This window comes from Echinicola sediminis (assembly GCF_054777495.1).
On sequence record NZ_BAAHAP010000066.1, the window covers coordinates 1 to 16,652 of the forward strand.

General features: G+C 42.9%; 17 protein-coding genes. 13 read left to right on the top strand and 4 right to left on the bottom strand.

Annotation, left to right across the window (positions count from 1 at the left end; genetic code table 11):
- Positions 1-275 precede the first annotated feature (275 nt).
- The 5 genes from ACYVAA_RS15790 to ACYVAA_RS15810 are packed head-to-tail and all read left to right on the top strand — an operon-like array spanning position 276 to position 4,470.
- Complete coding sequence (locus tag ACYVAA_RS15790) at positions 276-1,520, top strand: dihydroorotase (protein WP_460543459.1); 1,245 nt, start codon at positions 276-278, stop codon at positions 1,518-1,520.
- Positions 1,513-2,025 (top strand): DUF4199 domain-containing protein, encoded by a 513-nt coding sequence (locus tag ACYVAA_RS15795; RefSeq protein ID WP_460543461.1) that lies wholly within the window; start codon positions 1,513-1,515, stop codon positions 2,023-2,025. The genes ACYVAA_RS15790 and ACYVAA_RS15795 overlap by 8 nt, the downstream gene beginning before the upstream one ends.
- A gap of 4 nt (positions 2,026-2,029) precedes the next feature.
- Positions 2,030-2,557, top strand: a complete 528-nt coding sequence (locus ACYVAA_RS15800; protein ID WP_460543463.1) for a DUF4199 domain-containing protein — start codon at positions 2,030-2,032, stop codon at positions 2,555-2,557.
- Positions 2,558-3,520 carry a glycosyltransferase family 2 protein gene (locus tag ACYVAA_RS15805; RefSeq protein ID WP_460543465.1) on the top strand — a complete coding sequence of 321 codons (963 nt, stop codon included), beginning with the start codon at positions 2,558-2,560 and terminating at the stop codon, positions 3,518-3,520.
- Positions 3,520-4,470 (top strand): glycosyltransferase family 2 protein, encoded by a 951-nt coding sequence (locus tag ACYVAA_RS15810; RefSeq protein ID WP_460543467.1) that lies wholly within the window; start codon positions 3,520-3,522, stop codon positions 4,468-4,470. The genes ACYVAA_RS15805 and ACYVAA_RS15810 overlap by 1 nt, the downstream gene beginning before the upstream one ends.
- Here ACYVAA_RS15810 and ACYVAA_RS15815 read toward each other — a convergent pair.
- Positions 4,460-5,233 carry a class I SAM-dependent methyltransferase gene (locus ACYVAA_RS15815; RefSeq protein ID WP_460543469.1) on the bottom strand — a complete coding sequence of 258 codons (774 nt, stop codon included), beginning with the start codon at positions 5,231-5,233 and terminating at the stop codon, positions 4,460-4,462. The genes ACYVAA_RS15810 and ACYVAA_RS15815 overlap by 11 nt on opposite strands.
- Positions 5,234-5,431: 198 nt before the next feature.
- Between ACYVAA_RS15815 and ACYVAA_RS15820 the strand changes: the two genes are divergently transcribed.
- The 3 genes from ACYVAA_RS15820 to ACYVAA_RS15830 are packed head-to-tail and all read left to right on the top strand — an operon-like array spanning position 5,432 to position 9,663.
- Positions 5,432-6,808, top strand: coding sequence for an efflux RND transporter periplasmic adaptor subunit (locus tag ACYVAA_RS15820; RefSeq protein WP_460543518.1), 1,377 nt, complete (start codon positions 5,432-5,434; stop codon positions 6,806-6,808).
- Between the two features lie 10 nt (positions 6,809-6,818).
- Positions 6,819-8,183, top strand: coding sequence for an ABC transporter permease (locus ACYVAA_RS15825; RefSeq protein WP_460543471.1), 1,365 nt, complete (start codon positions 6,819-6,821; stop codon positions 8,181-8,183).
- Positions 8,176-9,663 carry a TolC family protein gene (locus ACYVAA_RS15830; RefSeq protein WP_460543473.1) on the top strand — a complete coding sequence of 496 codons (1,488 nt, stop codon included), beginning with the start codon at positions 8,176-8,178 and terminating at the stop codon, positions 9,661-9,663. Before ACYVAA_RS15825 ends, ACYVAA_RS15830 begins: the two co-directional genes overlap by 8 nt.
- A 12-nt stretch (positions 9,664-9,675) precedes the next feature.
- Here ACYVAA_RS15830 and ACYVAA_RS15835 read toward each other — a convergent pair whose 3' ends face one another.
- The 3 genes from ACYVAA_RS15835 to fabG form a co-directional block, all read right to left on the bottom strand.
- Positions 9,676-9,855: a type II toxin-antitoxin system antitoxin gene (locus ACYVAA_RS15835; protein ID WP_460543475.1), complete on the bottom strand. Its 180-nt coding sequence runs from the start codon at positions 9,853-9,855 to the stop codon at positions 9,676-9,678.
- 13 nt (positions 9,856-9,868) lie between these two features.
- Positions 9,869-10,717 (bottom strand): SPFH domain-containing protein, encoded by an 849-nt coding sequence (locus ACYVAA_RS15840; RefSeq protein ID WP_460543477.1) that lies wholly within the window; start codon positions 10,715-10,717, stop codon positions 9,869-9,871.
- A 246-nt stretch (positions 10,718-10,963) separates the two neighbouring features.
- A complete protein-coding gene (gene fabG, locus ACYVAA_RS15845; RefSeq protein WP_460543479.1) occupies positions 10,964-11,710 on the bottom strand; it encodes a beta-ketoacyl-ACP reductase in 747 nt (248 codons plus the stop codon).
- A 232-nt stretch (positions 11,711-11,942) separates the two neighbouring features.
- Between fabG and lpdA the strand changes: the two genes are divergently transcribed.
- The 5 genes from lpdA (at position 11,943) to ACYVAA_RS15870 (ending at position 16,642) form a co-directional block, all read left to right on the top strand.
- On the top strand, positions 11,943-13,340 hold the full coding sequence (gene lpdA, locus ACYVAA_RS15850) for a dihydrolipoyl dehydrogenase (RefSeq protein ID WP_460543481.1): 1,398 nt from the start codon (positions 11,943-11,945) through the stop codon (positions 13,338-13,340).
- A gap of 97 nt (positions 13,341-13,437) precedes the next feature.
- Complete coding sequence (locus ACYVAA_RS15855) at positions 13,438-13,971, top strand: RNA polymerase sigma factor (protein ID WP_460543483.1); 534 nt, start codon at positions 13,438-13,440, stop codon at positions 13,969-13,971.
- Entirely contained in the window at positions 13,971-14,786 is an 816-nt protein-coding gene (locus ACYVAA_RS15860; RefSeq protein WP_460543485.1) for an anti-sigma factor, read from the top strand. Before ACYVAA_RS15855 ends, ACYVAA_RS15860 begins: the two co-directional genes overlap by 1 nt.
- Positions 14,787-14,886: 100 nt before the next feature.
- Positions 14,887-15,297, top strand: a complete 411-nt coding sequence (locus tag ACYVAA_RS15865; protein ID WP_460543487.1) for a DUF2721 domain-containing protein — start codon at positions 14,887-14,889, stop codon at positions 15,295-15,297.
- A gap of 82 nt (positions 15,298-15,379) precedes the next feature.
- Positions 15,380-16,642 (top strand): replication-associated recombination protein A, encoded by a 1,263-nt coding sequence (locus tag ACYVAA_RS15870; protein ID WP_460543489.1) that lies wholly within the window; start codon positions 15,380-15,382, stop codon positions 16,640-16,642.
- Positions 16,643-16,652: the final 10 nt, after the last annotated feature.

The following is a 16,652-nucleotide window of genomic DNA, read 5'->3' on the forward strand; positions in this document are numbered from 1 at the left end:
GCGCCGATGGTACTGGGGTTACACCCGGGAGAGTAGGTCGCCGCCCACACTTACTGGCCCTCCGTATTCACGGAGGGCTTTTTTTATGCCCGAAACGGCCAACAGTCAACTGTGGACGGTCAACAGTCAACGGTCGACGGTTAACTGTGGACTGGTGACCGTTTTCATGAACATGACTCACACGATTTTTAAGACATGGGTTATTTTGTAATCTTTCGCAGGATAGGGTTTATTTTTAGAGAAAAAAATGGCAGTTTTGCACAAATATTTTAAGCATGGCAGTTCTACTAAAATCACTTAAATTAATTCAGAAGGAGGGGGTAAAGGAAGCAGTAAATTACCTGTATGATGGTAAAAAGCTTAGTGAGTATAATGGCGGGGAAGAGGAGTTTACTGAAGTAGTTGATTGTTCTGGCTGGTTGGGCTCTTCTGGCTGGATAGATTTAAGATGTGGGGTAGGCGAACCAGGTTTTGAATATCAGGAGACTTTAGAGAGCTTGGGAGAAACATTGAAGTATGCCGGTTTTACGCAAGCTGTCGTGTTGCCCAATACGGATCCTGTGATTCAGAGTAAAAACGAAGTGGAGTTCGTTAAGAATAAGGTCAAAGATTTTATTACTGATATCCATATTCAGGCTGCGGTAACCAAGGATACAAAAGGGGAAGATTTTACAGAAATTTTGGATATTAACCATCATGGTGTACAAATCTTTGGTGATGGTGTAGTCCCGATTTCCAATTCGGATCGCTTAATGAAAGTTTTGCAGTACCTGCAAAAATTCAACGGTATCTTGTTCGATCAGTCTTATGATCCTCTATTGGCTATTTTTGGGCAGATGCACGAAGGGTATACCTCAACGGCTTTAGGAATGAAGGGAATCCCTTCTTTAGCTGAGGAAGTAGCCATTCAAAAGAATCTGGATATTTTAAGGTATGCAGGTGGTAACATACACTTTCAAACAATTAGTACAGTGAAAGGGGTAGAGGCGATTCGACAGGCAAAGCAAGAGGGATTAGGGGTAACGGCCGATGTTTCTTTATACCAGTTATTATTTACCGATGAGGAATTGTCAGGATATAATACCCACTTAAAAGTATTGCCTCCATTTCGAGGAAAAGAAGAAAGAAAGGCGTTGATAGAGGGTTTGAAAGATGGTACCATTGATGCCATTGTTTCCAATCATCAACCCAAGGATTTTGATTCGAAGCATATGGAGTTCGATTTAGCGGCATTTGGTATGGCTGGTCTACAAACATTTTTACCGGGTTTGGTAAGTTTAGAGAAAGAGTTGGGGTGGCCTTTGCTCATAGATAAAATTACGAATGGACCTGCCAAAGTGGTCAGATCTGAAAAATCTTCTTGGGAGTCTGTGACAATTTTTGACCCGGAACAAGAATGGCAGTTTGATAAAACGACCAATAAATCCCTGTCTGCAAATTCACCTTATTTCAATCAGAAATTAAGAGGGAAAGTAAAAGTACTTATCAATAAAGGTAAATGCCTTAGATTGGATGAGTAGATATATTAAAAGTAGTTATTGGTTTGGCCTGGCAGGAGGTGCATTGTGCCTGTTGGCCTTTTGGGTGCTGTTCTCGATTGATCTGGAGCCTGTTGATTTCACTTTGTTTTTTGCCTGCATGATCACTCCTGTGTTTGTTTTTATTGGCATTAAAAATTTCAGGGACAACTTCAACGAGGGAGAGCTGATTTTTGCTCAAGGCATGACTGTAGGCTTTGTGATTTATACGTTGCTGGCTTTGGTGACAGCACTGGGTGTAGCCCTATTTTTACAGATCAATCAAGATATATTTGTGGATTATAGGTCTGAAAAGATAGCTTGGCTAACCGGACAAGAGACGTACATTACGGAAAATATCAGTAAAGAGGCTTTTGAGGAAACGATGCGACAAAACAAAGAAATGAGTATTTCTGATGTGGTCTTGGATGTGTTTCTCAAAATTTTCATGTTGGAATTATTTTTTACAATTATTATTTCCATAATTTTAAAAAGAACTAAGAAGTAAAATTATGGAAAATAATGTCTCTATTTCAGAATCCGGAAAAAAATGGGGTTTGATTTATGGCCTTATCGGTGTCATTGTCATTTTTATTTCCGCCATGTTTGATTTCTCCACCAAAGGGATGGGCGTGCAAATAGTTTCTGGGCTAATCACTTTTGCTATTGCGTTTTTGGTTTACTTTTTCGGAACCAAAGAATATAGGGACGGCAATGGTGGTCTGATGAGCTTTGGACAGGGATTTAAGCTGGTGTTGTTGATCGGGTTTATTGGCGGGGCAATAAGGGCAGTCGGATTTTATATTTATCTAAAGTTTTTTGACACCGAATATGTTCAAAAAATTATAGAAGCTCAAATTGAAGCGCAAGAAAGCATGGGGGCAACCTATGACCCCGATAATGTCCCTGCCTTTATGAAGTTTTTTCAGACTGCAGAGTTCTTTGCCGGTTCTACTCTTTTCAATGCATTGATGGGGGCATTAATAATAGGTTTGGTCGTTGTGGCTATCAATAAAAGATCTAATACTCAATTTGCTTAAATGATTCAAGTTTCCATTGTAATTCCTGTTTATAACGAAGAAGAGTCTTTACCAGAACTTGCCAAGTGGATAAGTAAGGTGATGCTTGAAAATAAATTAAGTTATGAAGTGATTTTTATCAACGACGGAAGCTCTGATTCTTCTTGGGAGGTTATCGAGAAACTGTCGCAGGAAAATGGACATATTAAAGGAGTATGTTTCAGTCGGAATTACGGAAAGTCAGCTGCCTTGGATATTGGATTCAGCAAGGCCACTGGTGAGGTGGTGGTAACGATGGATGCAGACTTACAGGATAGCCCAGATGAAGTACCTGAGCTGTATAGGATGATCAAACAGGAAGGCTACGATATCGTTTCGGGCTGGAAGAGGAAAAGGCATGATCCCATTACCAAAACAGTACCTTCACGGTTTTTTAATGGAGTGACCCGGATGATTTCAGGTATTCACCTCCATGATTTTAATTGTGGACTAAAGGCCTACAGAAATAAAGTGGTCAAGCAAATTCATATCTATGGGGAAATGCACCGTTATATTCCTCTGATCGCCAAATGGAACGGTTTTACCAAAATAGGGGAAAAGGAAGTGGCGCACCGGGCGAGGAAATATGGGAAGACCAAATTTGGAATTGAGAGATTTGTTCATGGCTTTTTGGATTTGATATCTGTATCCTTTGTTAACCGGTACAAAAAGAAGCCTATGCACTTTTTTGGCACCTTTGGAACGCTGTCATTTTTTACTGGTTTTTTAATTACCTGCTGGCTGGCCTTTGAGAAAATATACGGGTTGAGGAATGGATTGCATGTGAGGGAAATTACCGACCAACCTTTATTCTTTTTGGCACTGGTCGCACTGATTATCGGGGTGCAGTTATTTTTGACCGGATTTTTAGCAGAAATGATGACATCTACCAGTTCCCCCAAAAATGATTATAATATCGATGAGGAGCTAAATTTTGGTAGTTGATGTTTTTTTCCATCATTATTCCGGTATACAACCGACCTCAAGAGCTGGAAGAACTCTTATCCAGCCTTGTTCGGCAAAGCTATAAGAAATTTGAAGTAATTGTGGTGGAAGATGGTTCATCCATCAGCAGTGAGGAGCTTGTAAAAGGCTATGTCAAGCAAATTGATGTCCATTATTTCTATCAGGAAAATACGGGCCAGGGATTTGCGCGGAATTTCGGTATGGGAAAGGCTAAGGGCGATTATTTTATTTTTTTTGATTCCGATTGTATTATCCCAGATGACTACTTAAAGACTCTTTTCTCCGCTATTCGGGAGCGCAGACTGGATGCGCATGGAGGCCCGGATGCTGCTATGGAAGGATTCTCTGATTTTCAAAAAGCCATAAATTATAGCATGACTTCATTCTGGACCACTGGAGGAATAAGAGGGAAGGTATCCGACCTTAAAAAGTATCAGGCCAGAGGGTATAACATGGGCTTTTCCAGAAAAGTATATGAAAAAGTAGGTGGCTTTGTAGATCCTAATCAAGGAGAAGATATAGAGTTGAGCATTCGAATCAAAAAAGAGGGATTTGAGCTTCAATTGGTAAAAGATGCCTTTGTGTTTCATAAAAGGCGGAATGATTTTCTGTCCTTTTTAAAGCAAAGCTTTTCATTTGGAGCTAACAGGGTGAATGTAAATCGCTTTCACCCCGGATCCATTAAACCTGTTCACTTAATGCCTCTTGTTTTTCTGCTGGCATTCTTAGGGCTAATTGCTTCCTATTGCCTCAGTCAGCAGCTGTTTAATTCGGGCCTTATTGCATTTGGTTTTTGGACACTGGCTGTTTTTATCTCGGCCACATGGGCAAATAGGTCCTTGAAAGTGGGCTTAATGGCCATTTTTACCTCATACGGCCAATTGTTTGCTTATGGGGCTGGGTTGCTGACAAAAATGATTAGGAAGTGAGCTCACCTTTGGAGCAATAAAAGATTATTTCATCTTCAGGAAGAGCATATTTCTTGACAACCTCGTCAGGAAGTTCCTTTACAAACCCATTTTCCTGCACATTCAGTCCCGATTTACTCAAGCGTTTGCTGTAATCATTTCCGTATTTCCTGACATGGTCACGCTGACCAAACAGTCTTTCTCTTTCAGCAGGGGAAGTAATGCTTTTATCCTCCAGCGTCGCAGGGATGTCATAAACGGGGGACTGGATGATTCCCCAGCCGCCTTTTTTTAATACTCTGTTGATTTCTTTGCAGGCAAGTATATCATCATCTACATGCTCCATCACATGGTTGCAAAAAACGACATCAAAGGAGTTGTCCTCGAATGGGATATGGTGGACGTCCATTTTGACCTTGGCCAAGGGGGACTCTATATCGCCGGTAATGTATTCCAGGTTGGGCAGTTTTTCGAATCGGTTGATAAAGCAAAGCTCAGGGGCGATATGAAGAACTTTGAGAGGGGCGGTAAAGAATTCGGTTCTTTGTTGGAGAAACAGCCACATCAGCCGATGTCTTTCCAAAGCCAAACAATTTGGACAAAGGGCATTTTCACGGGCTTTACGGCCATAGGGTAGGAATTTCCTGAACTGCTTTTGACAAATGGAACATGTAACCTCCTTTCCTTGGTAAAAGAAGGCCAAAATCCGAAGAAAAAAGTGGCTTATCCGCTGTAAAAAGCTCCTAGGCACATAGCGAATCACAAAACTGATAATATCTTTCATGCTTATTTTACTGTTACAGTTCTTAGGGTTCGCAATTTAGCAAAACATTTAAATCGATTTTAACATTTATTAATTAAGGTTTTAGTTTGAAATATTATGTTAATGGCTATATTTGGTTTTCGCTGGGAGTGAGGTTAAAGTTTAAAAATTTAATTTTGAGGATGATAAACTAAAAGGGCCTAATAATAGGTTTTGATGATGAAAAAGAATTTAATATTTGTAGCAGCAGGAAGTATAGTAGCCATTTTTATACTGTACTTTATTTTTTCACCAACTGCTTCCGGAGATGGCGCTGACGTCATTGTTCCGGTAAAAAAAGGGAAGTTTGCCGTAGAAATAGCCACTACCGGGGAGCTTAAGGCTTTGAGGTCGGTTCAGATAATGGGCCCAACAAGAGCAAGGGAATTTAGGGTGTACCAGTTGACCATCGAAAAAATGGTGGAAGAAGGTACGGTAGTAAAAGAAGGGGATTTTATCGCATCTGTGGATAAGTCCGAACTGTTTGGGAAATTAAGTGACGGACAAAATAACCTGGATTCAGAGATGGCCCAGTATGAGCAGGCCAAATTGGATACCGCATTGACCTTACGTCAGGAGCGGGACAATATCCTGAACATGGAATATAATGTGGAACAGAAAAAATTGGTGCTGGAACAGTCCCAATATGAACCACCGGCGACGATTAAGCAGAATGAATACGATCTAGAAAAGGCAGAGAGGGATTTAAACCAAGCCAGGGAAAATTATAAAATTAAATATAACCAAGCCTTGGCCAAGATGACCGAAAGAACTGCACGCCTTAGAAAAGAGGAGCGCGAGTTTCAACAAATGCAGGATTTGCTCAAGGACTTTACCATTACGGCTCCCCAAGATGGGATGGTGATCTACCAGACCAATTGGGATGGAAGTAAAATCGCAGAGGGCTCACAGATAAGTGCCTGGAATCCCGTGGTGGCTACTTTGCCTGATTTAACGGAGATGCAGAGTATTACCTATGTGAATGAAGTGGAAATCAGGAAGGTGAAAGTGGGGCAAGAAGTAAAGCTTGGCCTAGATGCATTTCCAGAGAAGAAGTTTACGGGTAAAGTTACCAGGGTAGCAAATGTAGGCCAGCAAAGGCCCAATTCTGATGCAAAGGTATTTGAGGTGGAGATTTTGGTCAACGAAAGTGATCCAGTAATGCGACCTGCAATGACAACCAGCAATAATATTGTCGCCCAGGAATTGGAGGATGCGTTGTATGTGCCCTTAGAGGCATTGCATGTACATAACGATAGTATAAATTATGTCTACCTTAATAATGGGGTCAAGCAAGAGGTGAAGTTAGGTCTTGCCAATTATGACGAAGTGGTGGTAGAATCAGGTTTAGAGGAAGGAGACAAGGTATATCTTAGCATACCTGACTGGGGAGAGCGGGATCAGTCCGTCAAATTACTGGCTGAACTCGATGGAAAAAGAAACCAAAAAGAGGAGGAGATTGATCAGGAGGAAAAGCCTTCCAGAACGAATCAAGATAGAGGAGCAGGAAGGCCTGGCGGAGGCGCTAGGCAAGGTATCAGTTCTTCCCAACCCTAATTTCTGATTTATGTTTGGATCAAGACTTACCTCCAATTTTTATATCGCTGTAGAAGCAGTGATGGCCAATCGACTACGTTCATTACTCACGGCACTGGGGATCATCTTTGGTGTGGCGGCTGTGATAGCGATGATGGCTATCGGGAATGGAGCCCAACAGGAAATACTGGAACAAATCAAGCTGGTAGGGGTGAACAATATTATTGTGGAGCCTATTGTGGAACAGGTAGAGGAAGAGGTGGATGAGGGGCCAGGGAACGGGCCTGGCAAAGAGAAAAGTAAGTTCTCTCCCGGTTTGAGAATGTTGGACGTGGAAGCTATTAAAGAAATAATCCCTGATATCGAGCGGATCAGTCCGGAAATTATATTAGACACCTATATTGTTAAAAGTGGGATTCGAAGATCTGCCAAGTTAGTAGGGGTTACACCTGAGTATTTTGAGGTGACCAATTTCAAGCTTCGTGAAGGGGCGATGTTCTCGGAAAATAACCTTATCAGCGGTGATCCGGTATGTATCATCGGCAGGGGGGTGCAGACCAAATTTTTCAGTAAGGAGGATGCTATTGGGAAGCGTATTAAATGCGGTAACCAGTGGATGAAGGTTATTGGAATCTTGGAGGAAAGGATCGTATCTGACCAGAGCATTGCCAAGCTGGGGATCAGGGACTTTAATATGGATGTTTATATTCCTGTGCAGACGATGTTGGTAAGGTATAAGAACCGGGAAATGGTAACCTCCGGTAACCTATTGGCCAATGCTCGGCAAAACAGGGGGAACGGAAACGGACAGTCTGAGCAAAATACAAGCTCTAAGAACTCCAACTACCATCAAATAGATAAACTTGTGGTGCAGGTGAGGGAAAGCTCCAGGCTAAACCCCACTGCTGAAATCCTTTCTAGGTTATTGGAAAGAAAGCATTATAATGTGATTGATTTTGAAATTACCATTCCTGAGCTATTATTGAAGCAGCAGCAACGCACGCAGAACATTTTCAATATTGTATTGGGAGCCATTGCGGGCATATCGCTATTGGTAGGGGGGATAGGTATTATGAATATCATGCTGGCTTCCGTCATGGAAAGGATCAAGGAGATCGGACTGCGCTTATCCTTGGGAGCGAAGAAAACAGACATTGTTCATCAGTTTCTTTTTGAGGCCATGATGATCAGTGTTTCGGGAGGGATTATCGGGGTGGTTTTAGGAATAATAATAGCGAGCATGGTGTCCCGATTCGGGGATTTTCCTACCATTATTACGATTCCTTCCATTATGGTTTCCTTCAGCGTGGCTGCTACCGTAGGATTAATTTTTGGGATAACACCAGCAAAAAGGGCTGCTAATCAAGACCCTATAACTTCTTTAAGACATGAATAGACGATTAATTGTTTTTGTACTCGTTTTTTTTGCTTTATCAGCACCTGACACGGTCTTTGCCCAGGAAAAAATCAGGTATTCTTTACAGGATATTATTGCCCGGGCCAAGTCGGTTTCTCCCGCTGCACTGAGGGCTTCCACGCAGAAGCAAAACGGCTATTGGCAGTACCGCTTTTTTAAGTCCAACTATAATCCACAGCTGAGGTTGGAGGGGACACTTCCCAGTTATTCGCAGGAAGTACGAGCGGTGGAGCAAAACGATGGGACCATTGAGTATTTGCCATTGAAGCAAAACCTGGTAGATATAGGTCTGGGGCTTCAGCAATCCATTGCAGCAACAGGAGGGACAATTTCCATTAACAGTTCTACCAGCAGGTTTGATAATTTCCTTACGGAAAACCCCATAGAAAGGACACGCTGGAGCGGGGTGCCTGTAAACGTAAGACTGAATCAGCCTATTTTTGCCTTTAATGACCTGAAATGGGACAAGAAAATAGAGCCTTTGAGGTATGAAGAAAGCAAGAAAAGCTATGTGGAAGAAATGGAGCAAATCAGCCAGCGTGCCACACAGTTATTCTTTAATTATCTCTTGGCCCAGGTGAGTTTTGATATTGCTTCGCAAAATAAGTCAAATACGGAGGCAATTTATAAGATTGAGGAAGGCCGATACAATATTGGAACGACCACTGAAGACAAGCTGCTCCAGGTAGAACTGCAGGTTTTGCAGGCAGATCAGGATTTGGCAAGAGCGAGGTTAGATTTGGAAAGTTCGGCATTGGAGCTTAAGTCGTTTATTGGGCTGAATGAAAGTGCCGAGTTTGAATTGGTATTACCAGATGAGATTCCTGAATTTGAGGTGAACGTAAACAAAGCCATCGATTTAGCGTTTCAAAACCGCTCGGAGGCCGTAGATTTTAAAATAAGGAAACTGGAGGCGGAAAGACAGGTTGCCCAGGCAAAGGGACAAAGATTCAATATGAACTTGAACGCAAGGTACGGTTATAACAACGCGGCTACCAATTGGGCGGATATCTATGAAAGGCCTAACCAGCAGGCAGTGGTCAGTTTAGGGGTGAGTGTGCCGATCCTGGATTGGGGAAGAAACAAAGCGCGGATGGGAATCGCAAGGGCAAATCAGGAGTTGGTAAATTATACGCTTGATCAAGATGCGATTACTTTTGAGCAGGAAATTTTCACTCGCGTAAAAAACTTTCAGCAGCTTAAGGACAGGATTTTGATCAGTGAAAAGGCCGATGTGGTAGCAGCCAAACGTTACGAGATATCAAGACAAAGGTACCTCAGTGGCAAGGTGGATATCACGAATCTCAACATAGCCCAGACAGAAAAGGATTCGAACAAACAAAGTTATATCAGTTCCCTTAGGGAATACTGGTTGGCTTATTATGAATTGAGGCAGTTGACTTTGTTTGATTTTGAAAATGAAAAGCTATTGTATATTCCTGATGTGGAGTTGCAATAAAAAAAAGAGGCCCTATTCGGCCTCTTTTTTTGTGTTTCCAGGTTTTGGCAACCTCCCCGCTTTTTTTAATGCATCATGAATGATCCATTCCAACTGGCCATTGGTGCTTCTGAATTCATCTGCCGCCCATTTTTCTACGGCCTTCATCAGTTTTTCATCCATCCTCAGGGCAAAGGCTTTTTTACTAGGCATATTAGGCAATTTATTATTGATGCAGGGTTCCTACATTGAGCACGGGGCTGGCGCTTTTGTCCGAGCAGAGTACTACCATCAGGTTGCTGACCATGGTGGCTTTTTTCTCCTCGTCAAAATCCATGATTTCTTTTACTTTGAGGTCGTCCAAGGCCATTTCCACCATGCCCACAGCTCCGTCCACGATTTTTCTCCTCGCAGCTACTATGGCCGATGCCTGTTGTCGTTGAAGCATGGCACTGGCAATTTCGGAGGCATAGGCAAGGTGACTGATGCGTGCCTCTATTACATTGATCCCCGCATGTTGTAGACGTTCGCTGATTTCGTCTTCCAGTGATTGGTTGACATCTTCTACACCCGAACGAAGGGTGACCTCGGCATCTTCCGCTTCGAAATTATCATAAGGATACAGACCCGCCATTTTTCTTACAGCGGCATCAGCCTGCAGGTGGACAAAGTTTTCATAATCATCCACGTCAAAGAAGGCCTTGAAAGTATCTTCCACTTTCCATACTACGATCGTGCCGATCATGACGGGATTACCGATTTTGTCATTCACTTTTAGCGGTTGGTTTTCAAAGTTCCTTACCCTCAGCGATATTTTTTTCTTAACCATAAAGGGATTGACCCAGAAGAAGCCATTGGATTTCACTGAGCCCTTGTAGGCTCCAAAAAGCAATAGCACCACCGCTTTGTTGGGTTCTACGATAAAGAAGCCAGGGAGCAGGAAAATAAATAATAGGGTACATATTATCCCCAAAATAATTTTGGTGGAACTGAAAAAAAGGATGATGGCGGCAAGGACCAGCATCCCCATCACAACCATGATGTAGCCGGAAATGGGTTTAGTTGTCTTTTCCATATTGAAATGATGTTAAAATGATATCATTATGATAAACGTCAACGGCCGATAAAAGGTTGGGGTTTGTTTGTTTTTTAACGTGTGTTGTAGCGTTCTTATAGTGTTAAAAGTGAGTGGTTTGGGGGTTAAAAAGTGCCGGAGTTGGTTGAGTGTATTAGATGGAGCTGGAGAAGAAAAGGAAAAATAAAAGCCAAGAATCTGTCCTTGACTCTTGGCTTTTTGGTTTTTAATGACTGTTGTTTGTGCTTAGGTAAGCATGGCACCATCCACCTGCAATACCTGCCCTGAGATATAAGAACTCATATCAGAACCAAGGAAAGCACAGGCATTGGCCACTTCTTCAGGTTGTCCGCCCCGTTTCATAGGGATGGCATCTCTCCAGCCCTGGACAGTTTTCTCATCCAATACTTCGGTCATTTCAGTTTCGATAAAGCCAGGGGCTACAGCATTGCTTCTGATCCCTCTGGAGCCAAGTTCCAAGGCTACGGATTTTGTGAAACCGATGATACCAGCCTTAGAGGCGGCATAGTTGGCCTGACCCGCATTTCCTTTGATGCCCACCACAGAAGTGATATTGATAATGGAACCGGATTTTTGCTTCATCAGGGTTCTGGTGGCTGCTTTTACGGTGTTGAAGCAGGATTTGAGGTTGATGTTGATGACATCATCCCAGGCTTGCTCATTCATTCTCATCAGGAGATTGTCACGGGTTACGCCTGCATTGTTGATCAACACGTCCAATGAACCGAATTCTTTGACTACTTCGTTGACAAGTTCTTCAGCAGCTTGGAAGTCGGACGCGTCAGACCGGAAGCCTTTGGCTTTGATGCCAAATCCGGCCAGTTCTTTTTCCAAGGCTTGGCCTTTTTCCACGCTGGACAAAAAAGTGAAAGCTACATTGGCACCTTCCTGAGCATATTTGATGGCGATGGCTCTACCGATACCTTTGGAAGCCCCGGTTATTAGGGCGGTTTTTCCTGTTAATAATCCCATATCACATTATATAGTTAGTTCAAAATAAGGTTTCAAAAATAGGGATTTATTCCCAAATACTCTTCAGATGGTAAAGGAAGTCTTGGCAGGTATAGGAAACGGCAAAAACCACTTACCTGTAGAATGCTGATTTATCCGCAATAGGGCTTCGGATATTGGAAACCAAATTTTTTTCTGAGCTTAATTATTTTAAATTTGCGATGGTTAAAAACGCTATTTAAAATACATACATATGTCTTCAACTAAATTTGATGTTATTGTAGTAGGTAGTGGACCAGGAGGATATGTAGCGGCCATCCGCGCATCTCAGCTTGGTCTAAAGACTGCTGTTGTAGAAGCCGCCGAATTGGGCGGTATTTGTTTGAACTGGGGATGTATCCCTACCAAAGCCCTTTTGAAAAGCGCCCAGGTTTTTGAATATATCAATCACGCTAAAGACTACGGTATTTCGGTGAAGGATCCCAAGGCTGACTTTGACGGAATTGTGAAGAGAAGTAGAGGAGTGGCTGATGGAATGAGCAAAGGTATTCAGTTCCTGTTCAAAAAGAACAAGATAGAGCAGCTGTTAGGCTGGGGTAAAGTGAAGCCGGGAAAAAAGGTGGAAGTTGAAGATAAAGACGGAAATAAAACCACTTACAGTGCTGACCATATTATTATTGCTACAGGGGCAAGATCAAGAGAGCTTCCTGCTGTAAAAATAGACGGCAAGAAAGTCATAGGCTATAGAAAGGCCATGACTTTGGAAAAGCAGCCAAAGAAAATGGTTGTCGTGGGCTCTGGAGCGATTGGAGTGGAGTTTGCCTATTTTTATGCCGCGCTGGGTACAGAAGTGACCATCGTTGAGTTTATGGACAGGATTGTTCCAAATGAGGACGCAGAAGTGTCCAAAGCCCTGGAAAAGCTGTATAAGAAAGCAGGCATGAAGATTATGACCAGTACAGAGGTGACTGCTGTGGACACCAAAGGAGATGGTTGTAAAGTTACTGTGAAGAGTAAAAAAGGAGAAGAGACGCTTGATTGTGATATCGTCCTTTCTGCAGTAGGTGTAGTAGCCAATGTGGAAAACTGTGGCCTTGAAGATGTGGGGATCGTAGTGGACAGAGGTAGAGTCAAGGTAGATGAATTCTATAAAACCAATATGCCTGGCTATTATGCCATTGGTGATGTGATTCCTGGTCCGGCTCTGGCGCACGTAGCTTCGGCAGAAGGAATTATCTGTGTGGAGAAAATCGCAGGCCATAGTCCTGAGCCATTGGATTATAATAATATTCCTGGATGTACCTATTGTTCTCCAGAAATAGCTTCAGTGGGTTATACTGAAGAGAAGGCCAAAGAGGCAGGTTATGAAGTGAAAGTGGGTAAATTCCCGTTCTCTGCATCAGGAAAAGCTTCGGCAGCAGGAGCCAAGGATGGCTTTATCAAATTGGTTTTTGATGCCAAGTACGGTGAACTGCTAGGAGGACATATGATCGGAGCCAATGTGACGGAAATGATAGCGGAGATCGTTGCGATCAGAAAGCTGGAAACTACCGGTCATGAATTGATCAAGACTGTCCATCCTCACCCAACCATGTCTGAGGCGATCATGGAAGCTGCAGCGGCTGCATATGATGAGGTGATTCACTTGTAAAAGTGGATAACTTATTTTAATATTATGACACGAGACAGGAAGCTGTCTCGTGTTTCTTTTTTTAGGGACAAAAATTATCATATAACCTCAGCAACTTTTGCAAGAAGAACAGCTCATAAAAGGATTAAGAGCCCGGGAAAGGCAAACGGTGGACTATTTATACGAAAAATATTCCAGGGCCCTGTTTGCTGTAATCTCCAGGGTGATCAAAGACCGCGATATTGCAGAGGAAGTCTTTCATGATGCTTTTGTAAAAATCATCCGGAAAATAGACCACTATGATGAGTCAAAAGGAAGGCTCTATACCTGGATGGCAAATGTCTGCAGGAATGCAGCCATTGACAAAACCCGTTCCAAAGAATTTTCCAAAAGCAGTAAGACCAATACAATTGATAACTACGTATATGGTTTGGAAGGGACGTCGGGAACTGCAGCAGCAGTGGAAGGAATCGGTGTAAAGGAACTCATTGCTGACCTGAATGAGGAACAAAGATTCGTGGTCGAATGTGTTTATTTTAAAGGATACACCCATTCTGAAATTTCCGAAGAATTTGAAATTCCACTGGGAACGGTGAAATCGAGGATTCGAGCGGCCATTAATGTATTAAAAAAGAATATTAATAGAATTTAGTGGATATTCAATCTTATATAGCGTCAGGTAAGTTGGAGCTTTTTGTACTGGGGGAGCTCAGTGAAAGGGAACAGGTGGAAGTGATCGAGTTGTCCAAAAAGTATCCCGAGATCAAAAAGGAACTGGAGGAAATTCAGGATGTCATGTTTGCTTTTGATGACCGTGCTGGAGTAGCTCCTTCTATGGCTACAAAAGAACGTGTTTTTGATACCTTGGAAGAAGAGTTTACTCAAGTCAAAGAGGTTCCACTACAAGGGGGGATGACAAAAGAGATCGCCCTGGAACCCTGGAAAAAGTATGCAGTTGCGGCCTCGGTAGTGGCCGTGCTGGCGATAGGAGCGGCGGTGTATTTTGCCGTTAAATTTTATGATGTAGAGGAAAGGTTTTCTGCCCTTTTGGAAGAACGTAATATTTTGGTCGAAGAGCTGGATGTCAATAAGGCCAGGTTTGAGTCCGCTGATCAACAGTTGGAGACCTTGCTGACCGGTAATTATCAGCGTATCCCGATGAGAGGGGAGGCATTTGAAATCCAAAAAGATGCGAAGGTAGATGTTTATTGGGACAAAGAAAGCCAGGAAGTCTTTATTTCCGTGGGCCAACTGGCCGGATTGGAGGAGAATCAAGATTATCAGCTATGGGCGATAGGAGATGAGGGGCCGGTAGGCATCGGTATTATAAAGGCAGGAGAAAGGTTGAGCCTGCAGCAGATGGAGGCGGCCTCGAGTGCCGGAGCTTTTGCCATCACCATAGAGCCGAAAGGAGGAAGTGAAGCGCCAACCCTCGAAAATTTGGTGGTTCTAGGCGAAGTTGTTTAGTGATTTTGAGCAGTATATGTGACAAGCCCCGTCAATTCCTTTGACGGGGTTTTTATTATCCTTGAAAATTCGTGAATTTAGTAGGTCAATAAATAGACTTATGGAACTGGAACTGTCGACACCCGCATTGTTGTTTTCAGCGATTACGTTATTAATGTTGGCCTATACCAATCGTTTTTTGGCGATGGCCAATCTGATTCGGGGACTAAATGAACGGTATAGGGAAAAACCTGACGATGTGCAGATTTTGGAGCAGCTGAAAAATTTAAAAAAACGGGTTTACATGATCAAAAACATGCAGATTTTTGGCGTGTTGAGCTTTCTACTTTGTGTGGTCTGTATGTTTTTGATCTACAGGCGATTCGATATGGCTGCCAATATTGTTTTTATGATGAGCATGGTCGCCTTGTTGGTTTCTTTGGCCATTTCACTCTGGGAGATCAACCTCTCCACCAAAGCCCTGAACATTGAGCTTAGCGGCATGGAAGATGTGCTGAAAAATAGAAGGTAGCTTATCCGTCGCAAGACAATCAAACTTGAGAAAAAGGAGTGATTTTGCATTCAATGCAGAAAGTGAAAAGTAATAAAAAAGTATGACACAAGAGCCGTTAGCAGAGAGAATGAGGCCGGTGAAGCTGGAGGATTTGATAGGACAGACACACTTAAGTGCTCCCGGTACCTTTCTGTACCGTGCCATCAAATCAGGTACTGTGCCTTCACTTATACTTTGGGGACCTCCCGGAGTGGGAAAGACTACTATCGCCAATATCATCGCCAACGAGGTGAAGGCTCCGTTTTATACCTTGAGTGCAATCAGTTCCGGAGTAAAAGATATCCGTCAGGTGATAGAAAAGGCCCGCTTTCAGCAGGGAGTGGTGCTGTTTATTGATGAGATTCACCGGTTCAATAAGTCCCAGCAGGATGCCTTACTTGGTGCGGTCGAAAAGGGACATATAAGACTGATAGGAGCGACCACGGAAAATCCTTCCTTTGAAGTAAATGCTGCCCTGCTTTCACGCTGTCAGGTATTTACTCTTAATCAGCTGGAAAAGGCAGACCTGGAAGCCATGATCCAGCAGGCTATGGAAAAGGATGTGTTAGTGAAAGCAAAGAACATTGAGCTGAAGGAAACGGAAGCATTGCTGAGACTTTCTGGGGGAGATGGACGGAAGTTGCTGAACTTATTTGAAATCGTAGTGAATGCTATTCCGGAAGATCCCATTGTGGTGACCAATGATAAAGTAACGGAAATAGCCCAACAAAAGGTGGCTATGTACGATAAGTCGGGCGAACAACATTACGATATCATTTCCGCCTTTATCAAGTCTATCAGGGGATCGGACCCCAACGCAGCCGTGTATTGGCTGGCAAGAATGATAGAAGGGGGCGAAGATGTGAAATTTATCGCCAGGAGATTGGTGATTTTGGCCTCAGAGGATATTGGCAATGCCAATCCAAACGCCTTATTATTGGCAACACAGTGCTTCGATGCCGTAAAAATCATAGGCTATCCAGAGGCCAGGATTATTTTGTCCCAATGTGTGACCTACCTGGCCAGTTCTGCCAAAAGCAATGCAAGTTATGTCGCCATTAATCAAGCACAGGCTTTGGTAAGGCAGGAGGGGGATTTGCCTGTTCCTATGCATTTGAGAAATGCTCCAACGAAATTGATGAAGGACCTGAATTATGGGAAAGGCTATAAATATGCCCACGATTATGAAGGGAATTTTGTAGAGGAAGAATTTATGCCGGATAAATTGAAAGGCAAAAAAATATATGATCCGGGAAGAAATGCCCGTGAAAATGACCTCAGAAAAAACCTTCAGCGAATGTGGGGAAAAAAATACGGGTACTGATCTCAGTACC